Source organism: Clostridium sp. ZBS15 (assembly GCF_023845705.1).
Lineage (GTDB): Bacteria > Bacillota > Clostridia > Clostridiales > Clostridiaceae > Clostridium > Clostridium aquiflavi.
This window is the reverse complement of record NZ_JAMQHY010000009.1, coordinates 63325-85204: the sequence shown is the minus strand read 5'-3', so window position 1 is coordinate 85204 and position 21880 is coordinate 63325. Positions and strand designations below refer to the sequence as shown.

The following is a 21880-nucleotide window of genomic DNA, read 5'->3' as shown; positions in this document are numbered from 1 at the left end:
TTAATTTGGAGGGATGACTTTGAATAAAGAATATGATTATATTTTTATGGACTTAGATGGAACAATAACTGACCCTATGATTGGAATAACAAAATCAATACAATATTCATTAAAACATTTTGGAATTAATGTTGAAGATATAAATACACTAACTAAATTTATAGGTCCACCATTAAAAGATACTTTTAATTTGTATTATGGATTTAATGAAGAAAAAACAGTAGAGGCTATAGAGAAGTTTAGAGAAAGATTTGCAAGTGTGGGTCTTTTTGAAAATGATGTATATGAAGGAATGGAGAAAGTTCTAAAATCATTAAAAGACAGAGGAAAAACTCTTATGGTTGCAACATCAAAACCTAAGTTTTTTGCAGAAAAAATACTTGACCATTTTGGTTTATCAAAATACTTTACTTTTATTGGTGGTAGTAATATGGATGAAACTCGTTCTAAAAAGAGTGAAGTCATAGAATACGTTTTATCAGAAAATAATATCACTGATTTATCGAATGTTGTTATGATAGGGGATAGAGAACACGATATTATTGGAGCAAAAGAATTTAACATTGATAGTATTGGGGTACTATATGGATATGGAAATTATGATGAATTAAAAGAAGCAGGTGCAACTTATATAGTTAAAGATTTAGATGAATTACTAAAGATAATTGTATAGATCAATTTAAGTTATTAATTTATATCTTGAATTTTGTATTATATTTTGTATATAGTTCATAATTATAATTAAGTTAATGAGAATTTTGTTGAAAGCTATATGTAAAAAATCTATAATGATTACATAGTAGTATTATTTAAATAACTACTACAAAAGAGAGGGAAAAATGAAAATTAATTGGAATGAAAAATATAACACAATATCAATATATTCTTTTATAGTTGTAAGTGCAATTATTATATTTTACTTATCTATATCTGAATTTGGATCATTATTAGGAAAAATAAGTGGAATAATAGTTATATTACAACCATTTATAATAGGATTTTCAATGGCGTATATATTAAATTTTATATTAAAATTTTATGAAAGAAAAATAAGTGAATATAATAAATTAAAATCTCTTAGTTTTAAAGGAAAGAGAGGATTAAGTTTATTTATTACATATATAACAGCTATGTTATTGATTGCTCTTTTTATACACTTTGTATTGCCACAATTGATACAAAGTATAATAGGATTAGTGAATGATGTTCCTAAATTTATTAATGAATCAACAAAATTTATTAATGAATTAATGCTAGATTTAAATATTTCAGAAGAATATCTTCCTTTAATAAATAATAATTTTAATGAATTTATTAATTACATAATAAAGATTGCAACTAATTTATTGCCTGTTTTAGGAAGCTTTGTTACTAAAATAGCATCTAGTATTTGGAATATTGTTCTAGGCGTAATAATATCAATATATTTACTAATTGATAAAGAAAAATTCTGTGCAATGAGTAAAAAAGTAACATATGCTGTTTTTTACAGAAAGGCTGCAGAAAAAATTATAGAAATAACTCACAGAAGTAATGATACATTTGGAAAGTTTTTAATGGGAAAAATATTAGATTCTTTTATTATAGGAGTATTAACTTTTATAATATTAACTATATGTAGTATGCCATATGCTATATTAATATCAGTAATAGTGGGTATAACTAATATTATTCCATTCTTTGGACCATTTATTGGTGCTATTCCATCAGTTATAATAATTTTATTTGTATCTCCAGTAAAAGCATTATGGTTCTTAGTAATAATATTAATAATTCAACAAATTGATGGAAATATTATTGGACCTAAAATATTGGGAGATTCAATAGGAATATCTGCTTTTTGGATATTATTCTCAATATTATTTGCAGGAAAATTCTTGGGATTAATAGGAATGATTATAGGTGTACCTTTATTTGCAGTAGTATATTCTATTATAAAAGAAATAGTAGAAGCAAATTTAAAGAAAAAAGGTTTAAAAATAAATACAAAAGATTATATGTGACTTTAAAAATATAAAACTTTAAGTCATATAGAGTTTAAAGATATGAAATATATTTTTAAACTCTATATGACTTTTTATTTTGTATAAAAGTAAAAAATTTACATGAACATATTGTATTGAACAGTGAATAATGATAATATAATTTTGTTCAATAAATGAACAAGGGGGGAGTATTATGGGAAAAATAAATACTGCGGTTATTTTAGTTGCAGGAATGGGAAAAAGATTATATGAAATAACAAATGATGAAATACCCAAAGGCTTTATATGCATAAATGAAAAAACATTAATTGAAAGATCAATATCTAAATTAAGGCAAGCAGGAATAAAGAAAATATATTTAGTTACAGGACATTTAGGAAATTTTTATGATAAGTTATGTGAAAAAGAGGTAGATTTATATGTCAAAAGAAATGATAAATATATAACTACTGGTAGTATGGCTTCATTGGCTACATTAAAAAATTTAATTGTTGATGATTTTTTATTATTAGAGGGTGATCTTATTTATGAAATTAAAGCATTAAAAGATGCAATTGAATATGCTTCTGATGATTGTGTAATTATTAGCAATTTAACTAATAGTGGCGATGAATGCTACATTGAGATTAAAAATAATAACTTATATAAAATTTCTAAAATTAAAGAAGAAATAAAAAATATATATGGAGAATTAGTTGGGATATCTAAAATATCATTAAATTTATATAGGGAAATGATAAAGCAATTTAATAAATCCAAAATGCAGAAATGTGACTATGAATATATATTATTTGATGTTGCAAAGATGAGAAAGATTGGGTATTTAAAAATTGAAAATTTAATATGGTCAGAAATTGATAATAAAGAACATTTAAAAAGAGTTAAGGAATATATAATTCCTAGATTGTATGTTAATGGTGAAGAATAGAAGGGATGAGTTTATGAAAACAGTTTATATAGCAATGAGTGGAGATATAATACATCATGGTCATTTAAATATAATTAATGAAGGAAGAAATTTAGGAAAAGTAATAATAGGACTTCATACTGATGATGTTATTGCAGGATATTGGAGAAAACCAATAATGAGTTATGAAGAAAGAAAAATGGTGATTGAAAATATAAAAGGTGTTTCAAAGGTAATTCCTCAAGACACATTAGATCAAGTAGCAAATATTAAGATATTAAAACCCGATTATATTTTGCATGGTGACGATTGGAAAAGTGGATTTCAAAATAAATTTAGAAAAAGAGTTATAGATGTCATTAAGGAATGGGATGGAAAGTTAGTAGAAATAAAGTACACTAAGGGAATATCAATTACTAAATTAGAAGAAAAGTTAAGTGGAATAGGGACAACCCCTCAAATGAGAATGAAAAAACTTAAAGAGTTAATGTATTCAAAAAAGATAGTTAGAATACTTGAAGCACATAATGGACTTACTGGTTTAATAGTTGAGAAAACAAAAGTAGAAAAGGAAGGAAAGATAAAAGAATTTGATGGTATGTGGGTAAGTTCACTTTGTGATTCAACATCAAAGGGAAAACCTGACATAGAAGTTGTTGATTTGACATCAAGACTAAATACAATTAATGATATTTTAGAAGTAACTACAAAACCTATAATACTTGATGGAGATACTGGTGGAAAAGTAGAGCATTTTGTTTATACAGTTAAAACATTAGAAAGATTAGGAGTATCAGCCATTATAATAGAAGATAAAATTGGACTTAAAAAAAATTCTTTGTTTGGAACGGATGTAGAGCAAAAGCAAGATACTGTAGAAAATTTTTGCAGCAAAATTAGAGCAGGAAGAAATGCAAGAGTAACAAATGATTTTATGATTATAGCTAGAATTGAAAGTTTAATTACTAAAGCTGGACTTGGTGATGCTTTATTTAGAGCAAAAGCTTATATAGAATCTGGTGCTGATGGAATAATGATTCATAGTAAAGAAAGTGATGGAAAAGAAATAATAGAATTTTGTAAACAGTATAGTGATTTTGAAAATAAGGTTCCACTTATAGTAGTTCCAACTTCATATAATTTTATTACAGAAGAAGAATTGTCACATTTAGGAGTTAATGTTGTTATATATGCAAATCATTTAATAAGAAGTGCTTATCCAGCTATGATGAGTACAGCAAAAAGTATTTTAGAAAATGAACGTTCTAAAGAAGCTTCAGAAAATTGTATGGCAATAAAAGAAATATTAACTTTAATACCTGGAGGGAAATAAGGATGTTAGATGTGTCAGAATTTTATAAAGAGTTAATAGATAATGATATAAAATTTTTTACAGGGGTGCCAGATTCATTATTAAAATCTTTTTGTGCATATGTTAATGATAATACAATCAGTAAAAACAATATTATAGCAGCTAATGAAGGGAATGCAGTTGGATTAGTTTCAGGCTACCATTTAGCAACAGGAAAAATAGGACTTGTTTACATGCAAAATTCAGGACTTGGTAATACAATTAATCCAATTACATCTTTAAGTGATAAATTAGTTTATAGTATTCCTATGTTATTAGTAATAGGATGGAGAGGGGAACCTGGTAAGAAGGATGAACCACAACATAAAAAACAAGGATTAATAACTACTAAATTATTAGAAACTTTAAATATAAAATATAAAATTTTAAGTGATGATACAAGTAAAGATGAAATGAAGAGTTTTTTAAGAGATGTTAATGATTATATGAAAAAAGAAAAAGAACCTTATGCACTAGTGATAAAAAAAGGAACTTTTAATGAATATAAACTTAAAAATAATAAATTGTATGACTTTGAAATGACTAGGGAAGAAGCATTGGAAGTTATTCTATCACATATTAATGAAAAGTCCATAATAGTATCTACAACGGGAATGTTATCAAGAGAACTTTTTGAATTAAGAGAAAAAAGAAAGGAAAAACATGATAGAGATTTTTTAACAGTTGGCTCCATGGGACATGCTTCTCAAATAGCATTAGGAATAGCATTAAATAAGAAAAATTTAAATGTTTATTGCTTAGACGGAGATGGAGCTTTATTAATGCATCTAGGTGGAATAACAACAATAGGTCATGAAAATGTAGAAAATTTCAAACATATAGTAATGAACAATGGTGCACATGATTCTGTAGGCGGTCAAGAAACAGTAGCGCTAGATATAGATATATTAGCTTTAGCAAAGGGTGCAAGATATAGTGAAGCATATAGTTGTAGTAAAAAAGAAGATTTAATAATATGCTTAGAAAAATTAAAAAATAGTAAGGGTCCTACATTATTAGAAATTAAGGTAAAAAAGGGTGCGAGAAAAAATCTTGGTAGACCAACCCAAATACCAATTGAAAATAAAGAAGGTTTTATGAAGAATTTAGAGGTGAATTAGTAAGATGACAATTAAAAGAAATATATTGCTTAATCCAGGTCCAGCTACAACAACTGATACTGTTAAATTAGCGCAAGTTGTACCAGATATATGTCCACGGGAAAAAGAATTCGGAAGTGTTATGGAATATATATCAAATGAATTAACTAACATAGTTGGATCTAATTCTGAATATTCTACAATATTATTTGGAGGATCAGGTACAGCAGCAGTTGAATCTATAATAAGTTCTGTTATGAGTGATGAAGACATTATTTTAATAATTAACAATGGTGCTTATGGAAAAAGAATGTGTGAAATTGCACAAGTATATAATTTAAATTATATAGGATTTTGTAGTTCGCCTATAAATACTATAGACTTTATTAGGCTAGAAGAGGTAATTAAATATAGCAAAAAGAAAATAACTCATTTAGCAGTAGTGCATCATGAAACTACTACTGGATTATTAAATGATATAAAAGAAATAGGATCAATTTGTAAAAAATATAACATAGAAATGATAGTTGATGCAATGAGTTCATTTGCAGGAATCCCTATTAATATGAAAGAAATGAATATAAAGTATTTAGCATCTAGTTCTAATAAATGTATACAAGGGATGGCCGGAATAAGTTTTGTAATTGCTAATTTAAAATCATTGGATAGTATTAAAAATAAAAAAATACGAAACTTATATCTAAATTTATATAAGCAATATGAGAACTTTAAAGATAATTTTCAAATGAGATTTACACCACCTGTACAAGTACTTTATGCATTGAAGCAAGCTATAATAGAAATAAAAGAAGAAAGCATCGAAAAGAGAAATTTACGATATAAAGAGTGTTGTAAAATACTTTGGAATTGCCTAGATAAACTAAATTTAAAACGTTTAATAGATGATGAAAATTCCTCTATGCTATTAACATCAATTATTGAACCTGGGATAGAGAAATACGATTTTAAAGAACTTCATGATTATTTATATGAAAGGGGTTTTACAATTTATCCAGGAAAAATAGCATCAAAAAATACATTTAGAGTAGCTAATATTGGTGAGGTATATCCAGAAGACATGAATAAGTTTGCTAAGATATTAGAGGAATATATGATGTAAAAAAAATATATAATTTAAAAATATAGGATATATTTAATGTATTCTATATTTTTTTTTAACAGATAAGGTATAATATTGCATATAATATTATATTTTGGAGGAAAATGTGGAGATTTATATATATAAAACACTTAATGAATGGTATAAAGATAAACCAATAGAAGTTCTAGAAGGAGAAGTAACTAATTTATATAATGAACTTATAGCGGTTGATACAATAATAGAAAATAAAAATTATAGGCAACTATTTTCTACTAAAAATAATTTTGCAATACTTTATAAGTTGGGCTATGGATTTTTAGCATGTGCTGTAGAAATAAATTTTTATTTTGATGTTGATTCGTGGAAAAGGTCAAAGCCTGATATTAGTTTTAATGGACAAGTATGTGAAGATGAGTGCGGAACAAATAATTTCGTATTTATAAATGAAGATGGACATAAGCATTATATATCTCTTGATGGGATATATTCAGTAACTTATGAAAGGTAAAAATATGAATTTAAAAGAAGTTGATTTAAGAAATATCTATAGAATTTGGAGAAGTAATTTAGGAGAATTTAGGTGTTTTTTTAGAAGTACGCCATTTGTTTCTCTACAAACTTATGAAGATTTTGTTTTGGACGATTATAAAAGTAAGACTAAAAAAGAAGTAGTAAGAAAAATACTAGATGAATATAACGAAGAATGCTTTATTATTATTGATTTACCTTTGGATGAAATTTTAGATTTATCTTTAGAATTAAATAATAATTATTTTATAAAGCCTATATTAAATATTAATTTGTTATTTCATCCATTTGGAATTGTAGGAAGTAGAAACAATATAAGTAAGCTTATAAATACTGGCATAAAATTAAACGAGGTAAAAAGTAAAAAATATATTATGCTTATTCCATATGATAGATATAATGAAGAGTTAGATGTGAAAAAAATATATGATAAGTTAAATAATCAATATGCAGTTGGTGAGGAAGATCTTCCAAACTCTAACATTTTAAAAAGATTAGGATATAATAGGATAGTAGTTTTTACAAAAGATAATGTAAAAGAGGATTTAATGAATTACATAGACTATTTTAAGAATGAAATCAATGTAAAGATAGTAAGGATGGAAAAATAATGGACAGTTTTAAGGAAATATTTAAGAAAAATAAAAAACGAGCTTTATCAATAGCAATAGCTTCTACATTTATGGTTACAGCCCCTAATATACTATTAGGATGTAATAATGTAAATCAAAAAGATGAAGATGATGAAGAGGAAAATGGAACAACTACATCAACTCATAATTCACATGTTTGGCATTCTTTTCGTAGTGGAGAATCATCTAACAGTAAAAAAAGTAGTGTGACTAAGTCATCTACATCTAAATCTTCAGGATATTCTGGTGTAAAAGGTGGAAGTTCTTCAAGCTAAAAAATAGGGTGGTAAAAAATATGAAAAATCAATTAAAATATACTGAGGATATTTTATTTAATAATTATATGGTTAGTTCTTTAGGAGAGGAATATATTCATTCACAAATACCATTTTTTATTGATAAGAATATATGTGAAGATATGATTTTTTACAGTGAGAAAATTAATCATATGGCATTAGATATATTAGAAAATATAAATGGAAAGCATAAAAAACTTTTAGAGTATTTTGATGATTTTCCTTTAAGGGATAAGATATTTAATTTAAAGTGTCCTATATCTCCCATGTATTGGAGTAGATATGACACATTTATAGATATTAATAACCATGTTTATTTTGCAGAATTTAATTATGATAAGCCTTGTGGACAAAAAGAGATTCATTTAGCGGAGAGATGTAATTTTAATGGAAATTTAAATGAAGGGTTTATTAAAAAGTTAGTTAATACATTACTTAAAATAAGTGATGTATATTGTGATGGAAATGAAAAAGTTAATATAGGATTTTTAATTGATCCTTGTCATTATGAAGAATTGCATCATAGTTATTATTTTAAGGAGATTTTAAAGAATACAAATATAAATATAGTACAAGTTGGAAATAATAATTTGAGTGTTAAAGACGGATATGTATATGGATACTCTAAAATAAAATTACAAATTATTTTAAGATTGTTTCCAACAGAATTTTTTTGTGAAATCAATAATATAGAAGATATATTAGATTCATTTAATGAAGGTAAAGTTTTGATAATAAATGATCCTAGAATAATTGCAATTCAGGCAAAAGGATTTTTTGCTTACTTATGGGATTTAATTAAAAATAATTCTAATCTTATTTGTGAAGATGACAAAAATATAATAAGAAAAAGTATACCATATACAGAAATACTGAAATCTAAAAATTTAATAAACACTATAGATAATAAAGATAGTTATGTAGTAAAGTCTTCTCTTGGAAGGTATAGTCAAGAAGTTTATATCGGCAAGTCTTATGAAGATAATGCATGGACAGAAGAAATAAATAATATTTTAAAAAAAGATAAGATTCATATAGTCCAAAAGTTAATTAATATAAGACAAGAATATACGTATGCTCCAGATTTTAAAAATACGAATATACCCATATTAGCATATGGAAATTTTGGTGTTTATATAATGGATAAAAAGGTTGAAGGATTTCTTGTTAGATGGAGTAAAGAATTCTTAACAGATGATAATTATACATGGATGTCACCTTTGGGAACAAACGATTATCCACTAAAAATAGAAAAAAATAGTTTTACTAGTGAAAAAAGTAGAGCTAAAATATATGAAGAACTAAATGAGGAACTTTCATTTAAGTATAATTTTACTGGAGCATATTCTAATATTAATGAGTATGTTTCTTTAGATATAATGACATTGAAAAATGAGTTATATGATGAAATAAAAATAACAAGTAGTAATTTTTGTGAAATATTAAAAAAAATATATCCATATATTCAAAAAAATATTAAACTTTTTGGACCGATTTTGGGTATACCTGAAGAGCTGTATAAAATGGTATCTCAATCTTATACATCTACTCTTTGTGCATTAGGTAGAATTGATTTTGCATTAGATAACTATGGGAATTTAAAGATATTAGAATTTAATTCAGAAACACCAGCAGGAATTGTAGAATCTATAGGCATAAATTCAATAATGCAAAGAAGATTTAATTTGAAATATATTAATCCAAATGAGAATTTAAGGAGTGATGTAAAAAATACATTAATTTATATTATAGAGGAAATAAAACAACTAAAAGAAGTTAAAAATATTGCAGTTGTAACTTCGTGGTATTATGAAGATATATATACAACAAATATAATATGTGAAATTTTAAAAGAATTAGATAACTATAATATTATATTTGGAAACATATATGATTTAGATGTTAAAAATCATAAGATATATCTTTATGGAGCAGAAATTCATGCTATATATAGATATTATCCATTAGATTGGTTTTATTATGATGAAGAAATGAAAAAATTAATAGAACCTTTAAGTGATGAAGTTTATTTAATTAATTCAGGTCATACTCTTATAGTTCAATCAAAAGCATTTTTTGCAGTTTTACATGAAATTATTAATAAAGGAATTATATCAAAAGAGGAAGAAGATTTTATAGTGAAATATATTCCATATACGTCTTTAGAAAAAGATAAAAAGCTTTCATGTGATTATTTAATTAAACCATATTTGTCACGAGAAGGGGATGGAATAAACTTAGATTATGAGTGTACATATAATCAAAATGATGATGTGATATTTCAAGATAGAGTGAATATAAAACCAGTTAAGATAGATTTACATTCTGTTATTACTAAGGAAAATAAATACCAATTTCCTATTTTAGGAGCTTATATAACAAATGATAAGTTTTCAGGAATATATACAAGAATGGGAGATATTATAACAGACAAAAATGCTAGATACATTTCAACGTATATAAAATAAATGATTAATTAACAATAAAGCTAGATTATATAAAATTTTGCTAAAGCAAAGCTGAATTTTAAGATAATCTAACTTTATTTTGTTTAAGTTAGTCTAATTTTAATGAAACATTAAATCTGCAAGGATTATAATATCCATCAGTGATTTTCCAATCTTTAAAATTATCTTTCTTGTATAGTAAGTGCTGTTCTCTATGGGAAGTTATAGGCAAGTCTCCTATAAATATAGCTTTTTTAGCAATTCTTTTCATTTCATCAATTGCTTTTTGTGCATAGTCTTGATTTGGAAAGTAATGAAATGCACCAAAGCAAAAAACTTTATCAAATGTATTATTTTTAAATATTAGGTTACTTGCTTCCCCATGTAATACAGAATTATTAAGTAATTCAATATGTTTTTTTACAAGAGAAGTTGAATAATCAACTCCAACATATGATTTACAATTAATATATTGTGCTAGACCACCAGCACCACATGCAACTTCTAAAACAGTGTCAGTTTCTTTAATATCTAATTCTTTAATAATATTTTTTGCTATTTTTGCTACATTTGCAGTAGTACTTTCATAGCCATCTAATACTTCTAATTTCCTTGTAGTATCTCTTCCTTTTCTTTCCCAAACTTCTTTCCAATAACTCATATCTTCCATTTGATTTCATCCTCTCATTTATAAATAATTATTAAATCCTCATTACGTTCAATTTATGAACAATATAAGATTACCATTGTTCATTGTTCACTTCAACAAGTTCATTATAAATTTTTACAAAATATATAAAAATGAATGTAATTATTTGAAAAATAGTAAATTATAATAATTTTGTTACCATTGGGTTTAAAGAAATTTCTACTTTAAATCAAAGAATTACTTTATGAATATAAAAATATGTTAAAATAATGTTAGAACATACTAGTAATAAATAATGTTAATGCTATATTTAAAAGGAATTATATATTAGAGATTTAAAACTCAGAGTATAATTTAGATGTCTTATTATATTAAAATTAATTAGGAGAATATTATGAAAATAGATATATTTGAAATAAGTGAAATAATAGCAATTGTTATGGATTTAGTTGATAAATTAGAAGCTTATGAGCTATATGGATTTGAAGACACAAGTGAATTACATATTCCAAAACCAATAAATGATAAATTAGAAAATTTAGTTTCTAATAATTATGATGATTTTTTATGTAAGTGTTCTGAAATTGCAGAAGAGATACTTTTTATAAAAACAGGAGAGTTAAATGAATTGAATCATTGTCATCAAGAAATAAGTTTTTTAGCAGAGGATAAACTTAAAGAGTATATAAAAAGGAATTAGATTTTCTAACTTGATTTATTATATTTTTAATTAGTCCTAGTACTATATTCTACTATAGAAAAAGTACATATAATTAAATAAGCTTTTTAAAATTTAAGGCACAAGTAAGTATTTTATAATAAAAATTTACTTATGCCTTAATTTAAATGATATTTAATAAAAGTATTAACTTAAATTAAAAAATATTTATTGATAAATATTCTTAGGCTTTAAAACATTAGGATCATATCCTTTATCTTTTAATGCTTTTATTATTGAATCTTTATGTTCAGGACCAAAAGTTTCCATGGTTATTTCAAGTTCAACAGCACTATTTCTATTAATACTAACAAATTGATTATGATCAAGTCTTATTATATTTCCTTGAGCTTCAGCAATTACTTTAGATACATTTGTTAATTCACCAGGTTTATCAGGAAGCAAAACAGATAAAGTACATATACGTTCTCTTTCTATTAAACCATGTTGCACTAATGAGGCAAAAGTTATTACATCCATGTTTCCACCACTTATAATTGATACAATCTTTTTACCTTTTATATTTAAGTGTTTTAAGGCAGCAACAGTTAATAAACCAGAATTTTCTGCTAGCATTTTATGATTTTCTAACATGTCTAAGAATGCAACTATTAATTCCGAATCTTTAATTGTAATAATTTGATCAATATTTTCTTGTATATATGGGAAAATATTAGATCCTGGAGTTTTTACAGCAGTACCATCTGCGATAGTATCAACTTTTGGAAGGGTTACAACATGTCCAGCTTTTAGTGAAGTTTCCATGCAATTAGCCCCATAAGGTTCAACCCCTATAACCTTAATATTAGGATTAAGAAGTTTAGCTAATGTAGAAACACCAGTTGCGAGTCCGCCACCGCCGATTGGAACTAAAATTATATCAACAGTAGGTAATTCTTTAAATATTTCCATAGCGATAGACCCTTGACCAGTTGCAACATCTAAATCGTCAAAAGGATGAATAAATGTATAGCTTTTTTCTTTTGCAAGTTCTAAAGCATAATTACAAGCTTCATCATAAACATCACCATATAATATTACTTCAGCACCATATGCTTTTGTACGATTTACTTTTATAAGTGGGGTAGTAGTAGGCATAACAATTATAGATTTTACATTATATAATTGAGCAGCATATGCAACCCCCTGAGCGTGATTACCAGCAGATGCTGTTATTAAGCCTTTATTTCTTTCTTCATCGGTAAGAGTGCTAATTTTATAATAAGCACCTCTAATTTTATATGCCCCAGTTTTTTGTAAATTTTCAGGTTTCAAGTATACTTTATTTCCAGTACGATCAGAATAATAATCACTATAAACTAGTTTTGTTTGTAATATTACTTTTTGTACTGTCTCATATGCTTGTTCAAATTTCTCTAATGTCATCATATTTCATATAACCCCCTTTTTAATGTATTTTTAATAAAATATGGCATTTGATATTTTTATAATAACACTTGAAAAATTAATGTCAAGTAAGAAAAAAATGCTATTATTTTTAATATAATAATAAAAAAAACGAGATATATTTAAATTTGGATAATTTAAAATATATATAAATAAAACTATTATAATTTAAATGATTACTTATATAATAAAAAAATACTTTGTGATATAATACTCTCAGCAGTTGGTTTATACTAAAATATATATTATTTATCAGCTTAAAATGGGCATAATAAAATGTATAAATAATTTTTACATGAGGGTATAAAAATGGATTTAAATAAATTACTTCAAGTATCTACATTTGCAGGAAAAATAATGCTAGAAAGTGGAGCAGAAACTTATAGAGTTGAAGAAACTGTTTGTAAGATTTGCACTTCTTTTGGGGCAGAGCAAGCAGATAGCTTTGTTATACCGACAGGAATTATGGTATCTATTTCACATGAAAATGAAGTTGCCTCATTACTTAAAAGAGTTACATCTCGAGGGGTAGATTTAAATAAGATAGATAAAATCAATGATCTTGCAAGAAAAACACAAATTGAATCTTTAAGCATTGATGATTTTAATAAACAACTTATAGAAATATCCAAAGGAGATAGGTATTCTAATCTTTATACTTTTTTTTGGTCAGCTATTTCTGCAGGCTCATTTGCTGTGCTTTTTGGAGGAAATAGTAAAGATTTCATAGTAGCCACTTTAGTTGGATTAATAATAAAAATAGTAATTAATACTTGTCAAAAGTTAAATATTAATGAATTTTTTATAAATTCATTATGTGGTGCAATATGTGCATTTTTAGCGATAATATTTATTAAACTTAATATAGGATCTAATTTAGATAAAATAATTATTGGTGCTATAATGTTACTTGTACCAGGTTTAACTATCACTAATGCTATTAGAGATACAATTGCAGGAGATTTAGTATCTGGTATGACAAAAGCTCTTGAAGCATTTTTAGTAGCTGTTTCAATAGCTGTTGGTACAGGAGGTATTTTAAGTATCTTTATAAATGCATTGGGAGGAATGTAAATGATTAAAGAAACCTTAGTTTCATTTGTAGCTTCATTTGGCTTTGGGATTATGTTTAATATAAAAGGTAAGAAATTAGTTTTTGCCGCAATTGGTGGCGGTTTAAGTTGGTTTGTTTATTCTTTATTTTTAAAATTAAATGTAAGTAATGTTTTATCATTGTTTATCTCATCAGTTGTTTTTAGTATTTATTCTGAAATTTGTGCGAGAATATTAAAAACACCAGTTACAACAATAGTTATTTGTGCGTTAATCCCATTGGTTCCAGGTGCAGGAATGTATTATACAATGTACGAAACAATAACTGGCAACATTATGGGGTCACTAGAAGTTGGGATGAGTACTTTAGCTAGTGCAGGAATGTTAGCACTAGGTGTGATTTTTGTGTCAACTATAACTCGCCAAATTACTAATTTTAGAAGAATAAAAAAAATGCGTTTAGAAAATAAGCGTACTTGAGAATAAAATGAAGCAATAATTAATGATATTATTATGTATAATACTATTACTTATTGCTGTTTTTTTGTCTCTTTAATTTCTATATTACATTTAGCGCATTTTAGTTTATAAATTTTATTTGTAAAAGTGTTTCATAAGCGTTTTAAACAAATTTTCAAGTAACTATCATCATGGCATTGATTATCAATTGATAAATATTTTCTAAAATTATTTGTTTAAATAGTTAACATTTACTTAAACTTTAGCGTACTATATATTAATTCGAATAAATAAGACATTTATTTTATTTTCAATTGAAAATAAGTGGAGGATATTTAAATGAAAGAATTAAATAGTAATGAACGTTTAAAGATTGGATACAGGGTAAGTATAGTGACTATAATAGGAAATGTTTTATTATCTATTATAAAGATAGGAATTGGAATTATTGCGTCTAGTAAGGCAATGATTGCTGATGGTGTTCATTCTTTGTCTGATGTATTTAGTACTATAGGCGTTATAATAGGTTTAAAATTGTCAAGTAAAAAAGCTGACAAAGAACATCCTTATGGTCATGAAAAATTTGAAAGCTTAACTTCTGTTTTTTTAGGAATTATGCTTTTGTTAGTTTCATTAGGAATTGGATTTTCAGGAATAAAAAATTTAGTATATGGTAATTATTCAATTCCGGGAAGTTTAGCTATATTTGCTGCAGTAATATCTATTATATCAAAAGAAGCAATGTACTGGTATACATTAAAATATGCAAAAAAGATAAATAGTACATCATTAAAAGCAGATGCTTGGCACCATAGAAGTGATTCATTTTCTTCAATTGGAGCTTTGATAGGAATAATTGGTGCTAGAATGGGATTTCCTATGTTAGACCCTGCAATAGCACTAGTAATAAGTATTATAATAATAAAAGTAAGTTATGATATTTTAAAACAAAGTATAAATCAGTTAATGGATACATCTGTTGGTGATGATGCAATAAAAAAAATGAATGCAGCAATACATTCAATTGATGGAGTTAAAAATATAGATAATTTAAAAACTAGACTTCATGCTAGTAAAATTTATGTAGATGTTGAAATTTCTGTAGAATCAGATATTTCAGTTGAGGAAGGACATAAGATTGCTATGAATGTTCATAACATAATTGAAGAAAATAAAGATGTAAAACACTGTATGGTTCATGTTAATCCATTTATAGAAAAGGAAATTTTATAAAAATATTTAGGTTTTAATATTGTGTTGATATATGCATAAGTAAAGTGGACTGAGTAATTAAACTTAGGAATNNNATATAAAATTGAGACAAGCAGTAAATGTGACTATACTCATTGAGAATTCTCAAAGTCCAATTACAATGCCACTTTACCTATTGCATATATCAACAAATATTTGAAACATAGTTGATAAAAAATAAAGTCCATGATTCTAACATAACATTTAGAAAACATGAACTTTTTATTTTAATTTCTTATTATTATGTAAGCCATATAACTTATGTATAATCCTACTAATAAAAATCCTTCAACTCTTGTTAATTTTTTTTCTTTTGCTTTGTTAAAGAAAACTAATCCTACCAGTAATAAGTTAATAATTATTAAGTAAATAAAATCTGTTATTAAAACTTGTGAAACATGAATAGGGCTTATTAATGATGATAAACCTAGTATAAGCAATATATTAAATATATTTGAACCTAATACATTACCCAGTGCTATATCATTTTCACCTTTTAATGCTGCTACAATAGATGTTACAAGTTCAGGAAGTGATGTACCAGCAGCTACTATAGTTAATCCAACTAACTTTTCACTCATTCCAAGCGAATACGCTATATTGGTAGCTGAATCTACAACTAGATTTCCTCCGATAACTATACCAGCAACACCTATTATCATAAATATTACTTTATGTAAAATATTAACATTAACATTGGAATCTACTAAAGAGTTTTTCAATTCATTAGCATTTTCTTTTAGATCTTCATTAGGCATTTTTTTTGATTTCTTTATTAAAACTACAACATAAAATATGCATATTAAAATTAAGATAAATCCATCTAATCTAGATATTATATTAGTGTCAGACATAAACAAACTATCAAATGTAAATAAAAATAGTAATATAGTCACTAAAGTGTTTACTAAAAAGTCATTTTTTACTGTTGCTTTCTTAATTATAAGGGGTAAAACTATAGCAGTAGTCCCTAGTACCATAAGCGTATTAAAAATGTTAGATCCAATAACATTTCCAATTGCAATTTCATTACTGCCATTAAGACTTGAAATTAAGCTTACGGCAAGCTCTGGAGCACTTGTCCCTATAGATACAATAGTAAGTCCTACTATAACTGCTGGTATTCCTAATTTTTTAGCTATTATTGAAGCGCCATCTACAAAAATATCGGCGCCTTTTATTAATAAAACAAAGCCAAGTAACAATATAATATAATTCATTCTTTTGTTCCTCTCTCTTTATATAAATAGTTATATTGTAATACATGTATCATTGATATATCAACATTTAATTTTTTATAGTTTTTAAATACATAAAAAAGTTGTTCAAATATCACTGTTTTTAGTTATATAAAAAGTTATATTTATATAATAAATATAATTTCCTTTGACATAGAGGGTTTGTATCACTTAAACTATTTAAAGATGTTAATTTGGATAACTAAAATAAAACGCAAGTTACAGCGTTAAGTATAAATTGAATACTTAATAAATAAGGAAGGAGAAAGTTACTGAAAAGCAGGTAACATTATAAAAGAACAAATGAAAATAAAGGTCATGTTTTAATTTAACTCTACATAATTTTACATACCAATACATATTTAAAACATAGGCAAAAGCTTTTATAAGTTTTCAGTAATTAAAGATAAATGAGCGTACTTATTGTAAAAGAAATGAATCATGGCTTTGGAGATAGAGCTATATTTGAAGATGTATCATTTAGATTATTAAAAGGAGAACACGTTGGACTTATTGGTGCTAATGGTGAAGGTAAATCAACTTTCATGAATATAGTAACAGGAAAACTTCAACCAGATGAAGGTAAAGTAAGTTGGTCAAATAATGTTAGAGTTGGATATATGGATCAACATGCAGCATTAACTAAAGGTCAAAGTATAAGAGATGCATTAAGAGATGCATTTAAATATCTTTTTGATTTAGAAACAGAAATGAACTCATTATATGAAAAAATGGGTGATTGTACTGAAGATGAATTAAATAAAATGCTTGAAAGAACTGCTGTAATTCAAGATATGCTTGATCATAATGGATTCTATGTTATTGATCCAAAAGTAGAGGAAGTTGCAAAAGGTCTAGGTCTTTTAGATTTAGGTCTTGATAGAGATGTAGATGATTTATCAGGAGGACAAAGAACTAAGATACTTTTAGGTAAATTGTTATTAGAAACACCAGATATATTACTTTTAGATGAGCCTACTAACTATCTTGATGAGGAACATATAGAATGGCTTAAAAGATATCTGTTAAATTATGAAAATGCTTTTATATTAATTTCACATGATATTCCATTCTTAAATTCTGTAGTTAATTTAATTTATCATGTAGAGGATAGAAAATTAACTAGATATGTTGGAGATTATGATGAATTCCAAAGACTTTATGAAGAAAATAAGAGAAAGTTAGAAGCAGCATATGAAAAACAACAAAAGGAAATAGCTAGATTAGAAGATTTCGTTGCTAGAAATAAAGCTAATGTTGCTACAGCCAACATGGCTAAATCTAGACAAAAGAAATTAGATAAAATGGATGTAATTGAATTATCAAAAGAAAAACCAAAGCCAGAATTTAACTTTAAAGCTGCTAGAGCTTCAGGTAAAGTTATTTTTGAAACTAAAGATTTAGTTATAGGGTATGATTCACCTCTTACAAAACCATTAAACTTATATATGGAAAGAGGACAAAAAATTGCACTAGTTGGAGCTAATGGACTTGGTAAATCAACACTTTTAAAAAGTTTACTTGGACTTGTAAAACCATTAAGTGGAGAAGCTAACTTAGGTGATTACCAATATATAGGGTACTTTGAACAAGAAGATAGAACTGATAATAGAAATACATGTATAGACGAAGTTTGGCAAGAATTCCCTGGATTTACTCAATATCAAATAAGAGCAGCACTTGCTAAATGTGGACTTACAACAAAACAATTAGAATCTCAAATAAGAGTTTTATCAGGTGGAGAAGCTGCAAAGGTTAGATTATGCAAAATATTAAATAATGAAACAAATATATTAATTTTAGACGAACCTACAAATCACTTAGATGTGGAAGCTAAAGAAGAATTAAAAAGAGCATTAAAAGAATATAAAGGCTCAATATTATTAGTATCCCATGAACCAGAATTCTATAGAGATGTTATTACTGAAGTTTGGAATTGTGAAGATTGGACTACTAAAATAGTATAATAATTTGACAATTTAAAGAATTAATACCTATAGTTGACAAAGCCTTATTAGCTATATATAATACAAGATGATATAATGTAAATGTGAATTATTAAGAAGCTTTTTATGATGACTAATATAAGCTTAACTTGTTATGTAAATTAATTCGTTATAAGCCACATAGATTGATGCTATGTGGTTTTTTTATTCTTTAGGAATTTATATTACTAAAGAATTTGTGGATAACTTTAAGGCGGCTGTATTTTAAAAGTATGATGAGTACCCCTAAAGAATAAAAAATAATCATATGCCGCACCATTATTCCTGCACTGTGTTTGGAAAGGGTGTATGGCTAAAAAAATCGACGGCTCTAAAGTCGCCTTGGCGATTTTGTTCTATATAAAAGTGGAAGAGGGATGTTTATGAGAAAAAATACAGATATTATTATTATTGGTTTTGCAATATTTTCAATGTTTTTTGGAGCAGGAAATTTAATATTTCCACCATATATAGGAATGGCCTCGGGGAATGGATGGATGATAAGTTTCTTAGGATTTATCATTTCAGATGTTGGTATGATATTATTATCAATTAATGCAATTGCAAAGGCGGGTTCTTATCAAGCAATTTTAGGGAGAGCAGGCAAGAAATTTGGGTTTTGGTTAGAATTTATTATAATGCTTTGTCTAGGTCCAATTCTTATTATTCCGAGAACTGGTGCAACAACTTTAGAAATAAGTATTAATCCAGTATTTAATTCTGTTAATCCTATTATATTTTCAATTTTATTTTTTGGCTTGACACTTATTTTAACAGTAAAGCCAACTAAGGTTGTAGATGTTATAGGAAAATTTTTAACGCCTATGCTTTTAATTGCTTTAGCCATATTAATAATAAAAGGAGTAGTTTCACCTTTAGGTAAACTAAGTAATACTATTGACTTAGAAGTGTTATTTTCAAATGGACTTGCTCAAGGATATCAAACTATGGATGCGCTTGGGGCAGGAGGAATTGCTGCATTTATTATGGCAACATTTTTAGCAAAAGGATATAAAGACAAAAATGAAATTGCAAAGCTTACTGCAAAAGCCTCTGTAGTTGCAGGGAGTGGACTTATAATAGTGTATGGTGGTTTAACATACTTAGGAGCTACTGTATCTAATGTGTATGATGCGAATATATCTCAAACTACATTATTAATTAGTATAACAAAACAATTATTAGGAGACAAAGGTGCAATTATATTAAGTTTAGTTGTTGCTTTTGCTTGTCTTACTACGTCAATAGGCTTAACATCTGTCACTGCTAAGTATTTTGAAGATGTTACTAATAAAAAAATTAAATATGAAAATATAGTGGTATTTATTTGCATGTTTAGTGCTATTATTTCTAATTTAGGTGTTAATAGAATAATATCTATAGCTGCGCCTATATTAACTGTACTTTATCCAGTAACTCTTGTATTAGTTTTAATGGCATCTTTTAAAAATAGATTTATTAAGAATTCTACTTATAAGGGTGCAGCATATGCAACTTTAGTTATAAGTATTATTACTGTTATTGATGGTTTAGGGGTTAAAATAAGTTTTATACATAGCCTTCCTTTTGCTAGTTTAGGATTCAATTGGATTATACCTGCAATAATAGGAGGTATTATTAGTAATATAATTAGTAGTTTCAATGAAAAAATCTTTAATAAAGTAGGATATGAGAAATTGAACATCAACAAAGATTAAAATAAGTATTTCACTTGCACTCTTCTTAGGGAGAGCAAGTGTTTTTTAGTCTTATATTATTTAAAACTAATTAAGAACATTTAATCCTAAATCTAATAGATTAGCAAATAATGATAATGTATTATTTGTTGGAATAACATTATTCTTAATGTCTAATAATTTCCCAAGACCATATTTAGTATATATACTAACAGTTGGGAAGTTATTTTCATCACCTAAATCACAAATTATATCAGTTTCATTCAAAATCACTGTATTACTATTATCACTAGGATTTACAAAGTTATAAAGCCTAGTTTTATAGTCATGTCTAAGAACTTTCACTCTATCATTTATTTCTATTTTATTATTTTTATTATTTATATCATATTTTGAAATAGATGAAGTTATATTATTAATTACAAAATAATTAACATTTCTTTTGTAATTAACTTTATCTTTAAATTCCAATAATCTTTCTAAATTTAATTTAAGATCTACTAATATCTCTTCCTTTTTTAAATTATTAAAGCCTTCTTTTATGTAAGTTAAATTTTCATTATCACTTAATTCTTTATTTAATATATCCATACAATTTACATAAACATCTTCAAAATAATTAAATGGTAGGGCATATTTAATATTGTTTAAAATAACATAAACTTTAAATTTAGCAGAAGAAGCATCACTTCTAAATGAGTAATTAACATCAACTAATAACATTTCATGTAAATCTTCTGTATAAAATGTTATTTTTTCAATGCCTTTATTATATTCTGAAGTGTAATTATTATTTTTAGATAAAGATTGAGTAGTTTGATTTATTATATAAGTGCCTTTAAAGCCAAGTCCATTAGCTGAAGCTACTCGTAGTGAGGTTTTTACTGATAACTTTTTTAAATTAATATAAGGTCTGTTTTCACATAAGTTATTTTCTGATATTATTCGCATAGTTTTCTCCTTGAATTAGTACTAATAAATTATTCTTTGTATTATGAATTATAGCATATTTTAAGTGTAAAGTTGTGCTTATAATTTAGAGACTTATTCTTAATGTGCAAAGATTGAATATTTAAAATCGTACTAGTTTTTTGTT

General features: G+C 25.9%; 20 protein-coding genes. 16 read left to right on the top strand and 4 right to left on the bottom strand.

Annotated elements, in window-relative coordinates:
• Positions 1-19 precede the first annotated feature (19 nt).
• The 10 genes from NG904_RS04270 (at position 20) to NG904_RS04225 (ending at position 10369) form a co-directional block, all read left to right on the top strand.
• Positions 20-673: an HAD family hydrolase gene (locus tag NG904_RS04270; RefSeq protein WP_252230065.1), complete on the top strand. Its 654-nt coding sequence runs from the start codon at positions 20-22 to the stop codon at positions 671-673.
• A gap of 166 nt (positions 674-839) precedes the next feature.
• Positions 840-2003 carry an AI-2E family transporter gene (locus tag NG904_RS04265; protein WP_252230063.1) on the top strand — a complete coding sequence of 388 codons (1164 nt, stop codon included), beginning with the start codon at positions 840-842 and terminating at the stop codon, positions 2001-2003.
• Positions 2004-2178: 175 nt separating this feature from the next.
• On the top strand, positions 2179-2913 hold the full coding sequence (locus tag NG904_RS04260; protein ID WP_252212460.1) for a phosphocholine cytidylyltransferase family protein: 735 nt from the start codon (positions 2179-2181) through the stop codon (positions 2911-2913).
• A gap of 13 nt (positions 2914-2926) precedes the next feature.
• A complete protein-coding gene (gene aepX / locus NG904_RS04255; protein ID WP_252230061.1) occupies positions 2927-4225 on the top strand; it encodes a phosphoenolpyruvate mutase in 1299 nt (432 codons plus the stop codon).
• A gap of 2 nt (positions 4226-4227) precedes the next feature.
• A complete protein-coding gene (gene aepY / locus NG904_RS04250) occupies positions 4228-5364 on the top strand; it encodes a phosphonopyruvate decarboxylase (protein ID WP_252212458.1) in 1137 nt (378 codons plus the stop codon).
• A gap of 4 nt (positions 5365-5368) precedes the next feature.
• On the top strand, positions 5369-6463 hold the full coding sequence (locus tag NG904_RS04245) for a 2-aminoethylphosphonate aminotransferase (RefSeq protein ID WP_252230059.1): 1095 nt from the start codon (positions 5369-5371) through the stop codon (positions 6461-6463).
• A gap of 106 nt (positions 6464-6569) precedes the next feature.
• The gene (locus NG904_RS04240) at positions 6570-6953 is read left to right on the top strand and encodes a hypothetical protein (protein ID WP_252230057.1); all 384 of its coding nucleotides are present in this window, start codon (positions 6570-6572) and stop codon (positions 6951-6953) included.
• A gap of 4 nt (positions 6954-6957) precedes the next feature.
• Positions 6958-7584 (top strand): normocyte-binding protein, encoded by a 627-nt coding sequence (locus tag NG904_RS04235; protein WP_252230055.1) that lies wholly within the window; start codon positions 6958-6960, stop codon positions 7582-7584.
• Positions 7584-7880: a hypothetical protein gene (locus NG904_RS04230; RefSeq protein WP_252230053.1), complete on the top strand. Its 297-nt coding sequence runs from the start codon at positions 7584-7586 to the stop codon at positions 7878-7880. Before NG904_RS04235 ends, NG904_RS04230 begins: the two co-directional genes overlap by 1 nt.
• Positions 7881-7900: 20 nt before the next feature.
• Positions 7901-10369, top strand: coding sequence for a glutathionylspermidine synthase family protein (locus NG904_RS04225; RefSeq protein WP_252230050.1), 2469 nt, complete (start codon positions 7901-7903; stop codon positions 10367-10369).
• Positions 10370-10457: 88 nt separating this feature from the next.
• Here NG904_RS04225 and NG904_RS04220 read toward each other — a convergent pair whose 3' ends face one another.
• Entirely contained in the window at positions 10458-11018 is a 561-nt protein-coding gene (locus NG904_RS04220; RefSeq protein WP_252230048.1) for a class I SAM-dependent methyltransferase, read from the bottom strand.
• Positions 11019-11391: 373 nt separating this feature from the next.
• On the opposite strand from NG904_RS04220, the gene NG904_RS04215 reads away from it, so the two are divergent.
• Positions 11392-11697, top strand: a complete 306-nt coding sequence (locus NG904_RS04215; protein WP_252230046.1) for a hypothetical protein — start codon at positions 11392-11394, stop codon at positions 11695-11697.
• Positions 11698-11883: 186 nt separating this feature from the next.
• Here the strand turns inward: NG904_RS04215 and ilvA are convergent, their stop codons facing one another.
• Positions 11884-13104, bottom strand: coding sequence for a threonine ammonia-lyase (gene ilvA / locus NG904_RS04210; RefSeq protein ID WP_252230044.1), 1221 nt, complete (start codon positions 13102-13104; stop codon positions 11884-11886).
• Positions 13105-13431: 327 nt separating this feature from the next.
• Between ilvA and NG904_RS04205 the strand changes: the two genes are divergently transcribed.
• The 3 genes from NG904_RS04205 to NG904_RS04195 all read left to right on the top strand — a co-directional run bounded on the left by NG904_RS04205 (position 13432) and on the right by NG904_RS04195 (position 15867).
• Positions 13432-14196 carry a threonine/serine exporter family protein gene (locus NG904_RS04205; RefSeq protein ID WP_252212449.1) on the top strand — a complete coding sequence of 255 codons (765 nt, stop codon included), beginning with the start codon at positions 13432-13434 and terminating at the stop codon, positions 14194-14196.
• Positions 14197-14655, top strand: coding sequence for a threonine/serine exporter family protein (locus NG904_RS04200; protein ID WP_252212448.1), 459 nt, complete (start codon positions 14197-14199; stop codon positions 14653-14655). It abuts the gene before it with no gap.
• A gap of 318 nt (positions 14656-14973) precedes the next feature.
• On the top strand, positions 14974-15867 hold the full coding sequence (locus NG904_RS04195) for a cation diffusion facilitator family transporter (RefSeq protein WP_252230005.1): 894 nt from the start codon (positions 14974-14976) through the stop codon (positions 15865-15867).
• A 245-nt stretch (positions 15868-16112) separates the two neighbouring features.
• Here the strand turns inward: NG904_RS04195 and NG904_RS04190 are convergent, their stop codons facing one another.
• Positions 16113-17105, bottom strand: coding sequence for a calcium/sodium antiporter (locus NG904_RS04190; RefSeq protein WP_252230003.1), 993 nt, complete (start codon positions 17103-17105; stop codon positions 16113-16115).
• Positions 17106-17533: 428 nt separating this feature from the next.
• On the opposite strand from NG904_RS04190, the gene NG904_RS04185 reads away from it, so the two are divergent.
• Together NG904_RS04185 and brnQ are read left to right on the top strand one after the other, a co-directional pair.
• A complete protein-coding gene (locus tag NG904_RS04185) occupies positions 17534-19090 on the top strand; it encodes an ABC-F family ATP-binding cassette domain-containing protein (protein ID WP_105176249.1) in 1557 nt (518 codons plus the stop codon).
• 401 nt (positions 19091-19491) lie between these two features.
• Positions 19492-20805 (top strand): branched-chain amino acid transport system II carrier protein, encoded by a 1314-nt coding sequence (brnQ, locus tag NG904_RS04180; RefSeq protein WP_252230002.1) that lies wholly within the window; start codon positions 19492-19494, stop codon positions 20803-20805.
• Positions 20806-20871: 66 nt separating this feature from the next.
• Here brnQ and NG904_RS04175 read toward each other — a convergent pair whose 3' ends face one another.
• Positions 20872-21735, bottom strand: a complete 864-nt coding sequence (locus tag NG904_RS04175) for a hypothetical protein (RefSeq protein ID WP_252230000.1) — start codon at positions 21733-21735, stop codon at positions 20872-20874.
• Positions 21736-21880: the final 145 nt, after the last annotated feature.

What these genes read in the sequence shown, in the direction of transcription:
- NG904_RS04230 (WP_252230053.1), top strand. Translation starts at nt 7,584, where the DNA reads ATGGACAGTTTTAAGGAAATATTTAAGAAAAATAAAAAACGAGCTTTA.
- NG904_RS04205 (WP_252212449.1), top strand. Translation starts at nt 13,432, where the DNA reads ATGGATTTAAATAAATTACTTCAAGTATCTACATTTGCAGGAAAAATA.
- NG904_RS04225 (WP_252230050.1), top strand. Translation starts at nt 7,901, where the DNA reads ATGAAAAATCAATTAAAATATACTGAGGATATTTTATTTAATAATTAT.
- NG904_RS04265 (WP_252230063.1), top strand. Translation starts at nt 840, where the DNA reads ATGAAAATTAATTGGAATGAAAAATATAACACAATATCAATATATTCT.
- NG904_RS04185 (WP_105176249.1), top strand. Translation starts at nt 17,534, where the DNA reads ATGAGCGTACTTATTGTAAAAGAAATGAATCATGGCTTTGGAGATAGA.
- NG904_RS04235 (WP_252230055.1), top strand. Translation starts at nt 6,958, where the DNA reads ATGAATTTAAAAGAAGTTGATTTAAGAAATATCTATAGAATTTGGAGA.
- aepY (WP_252212458.1), top strand. Translation starts at nt 4,228, where the DNA reads ATGTTAGATGTGTCAGAATTTTATAAAGAGTTAATAGATAATGATATA.
- ilvA (WP_252230044.1), bottom strand. Translation starts at nt 13,104, where the DNA reads ATGATGACATTAGAGAAATTTGAACAAGCATATGAGACAGTACAAAAA.
- NG904_RS04190 (WP_252230003.1), bottom strand. Translation starts at nt 17,105, where the DNA reads ATGAATTATATTATATTGTTACTTGGCTTTGTTTTATTAATAAAAGGC.
- NG904_RS04215 (WP_252230046.1), top strand. Translation starts at nt 11,392, where the DNA reads ATGAAAATAGATATATTTGAAATAAGTGAAATAATAGCAATTGTTATG.
- NG904_RS04260 (WP_252212460.1), top strand. Translation starts at nt 2,179, where the DNA reads ATGGGAAAAATAAATACTGCGGTTATTTTAGTTGCAGGAATGGGAAAA.
- brnQ (WP_252230002.1), top strand. Translation starts at nt 19,492, where the DNA reads ATGAGAAAAAATACAGATATTATTATTATTGGTTTTGCAATATTTTCA.
- NG904_RS04175 (WP_252230000.1), bottom strand. Translation starts at nt 21,735, where the DNA reads ATGCGAATAATATCAGAAAATAACTTATGTGAAAACAGACCTTATATT.
- NG904_RS04200 (WP_252212448.1), top strand. Translation starts at nt 14,197, where the DNA reads ATGATTAAAGAAACCTTAGTTTCATTTGTAGCTTCATTTGGCTTTGGG.
- NG904_RS04220 (WP_252230048.1), bottom strand. Translation starts at nt 11,018, where the DNA reads ATGGAAGATATGAGTTATTGGAAAGAAGTTTGGGAAAGAAAAGGAAGA.
- NG904_RS04245 (WP_252230059.1), top strand. Translation starts at nt 5,369, where the DNA reads ATGACAATTAAAAGAAATATATTGCTTAATCCAGGTCCAGCTACAACA.
- NG904_RS04195 (WP_252230005.1), top strand. Translation starts at nt 14,974, where the DNA reads ATGAAAGAATTAAATAGTAATGAACGTTTAAAGATTGGATACAGGGTA.
- aepX (WP_252230061.1), top strand. Translation starts at nt 2,927, where the DNA reads ATGAAAACAGTTTATATAGCAATGAGTGGAGATATAATACATCATGGT.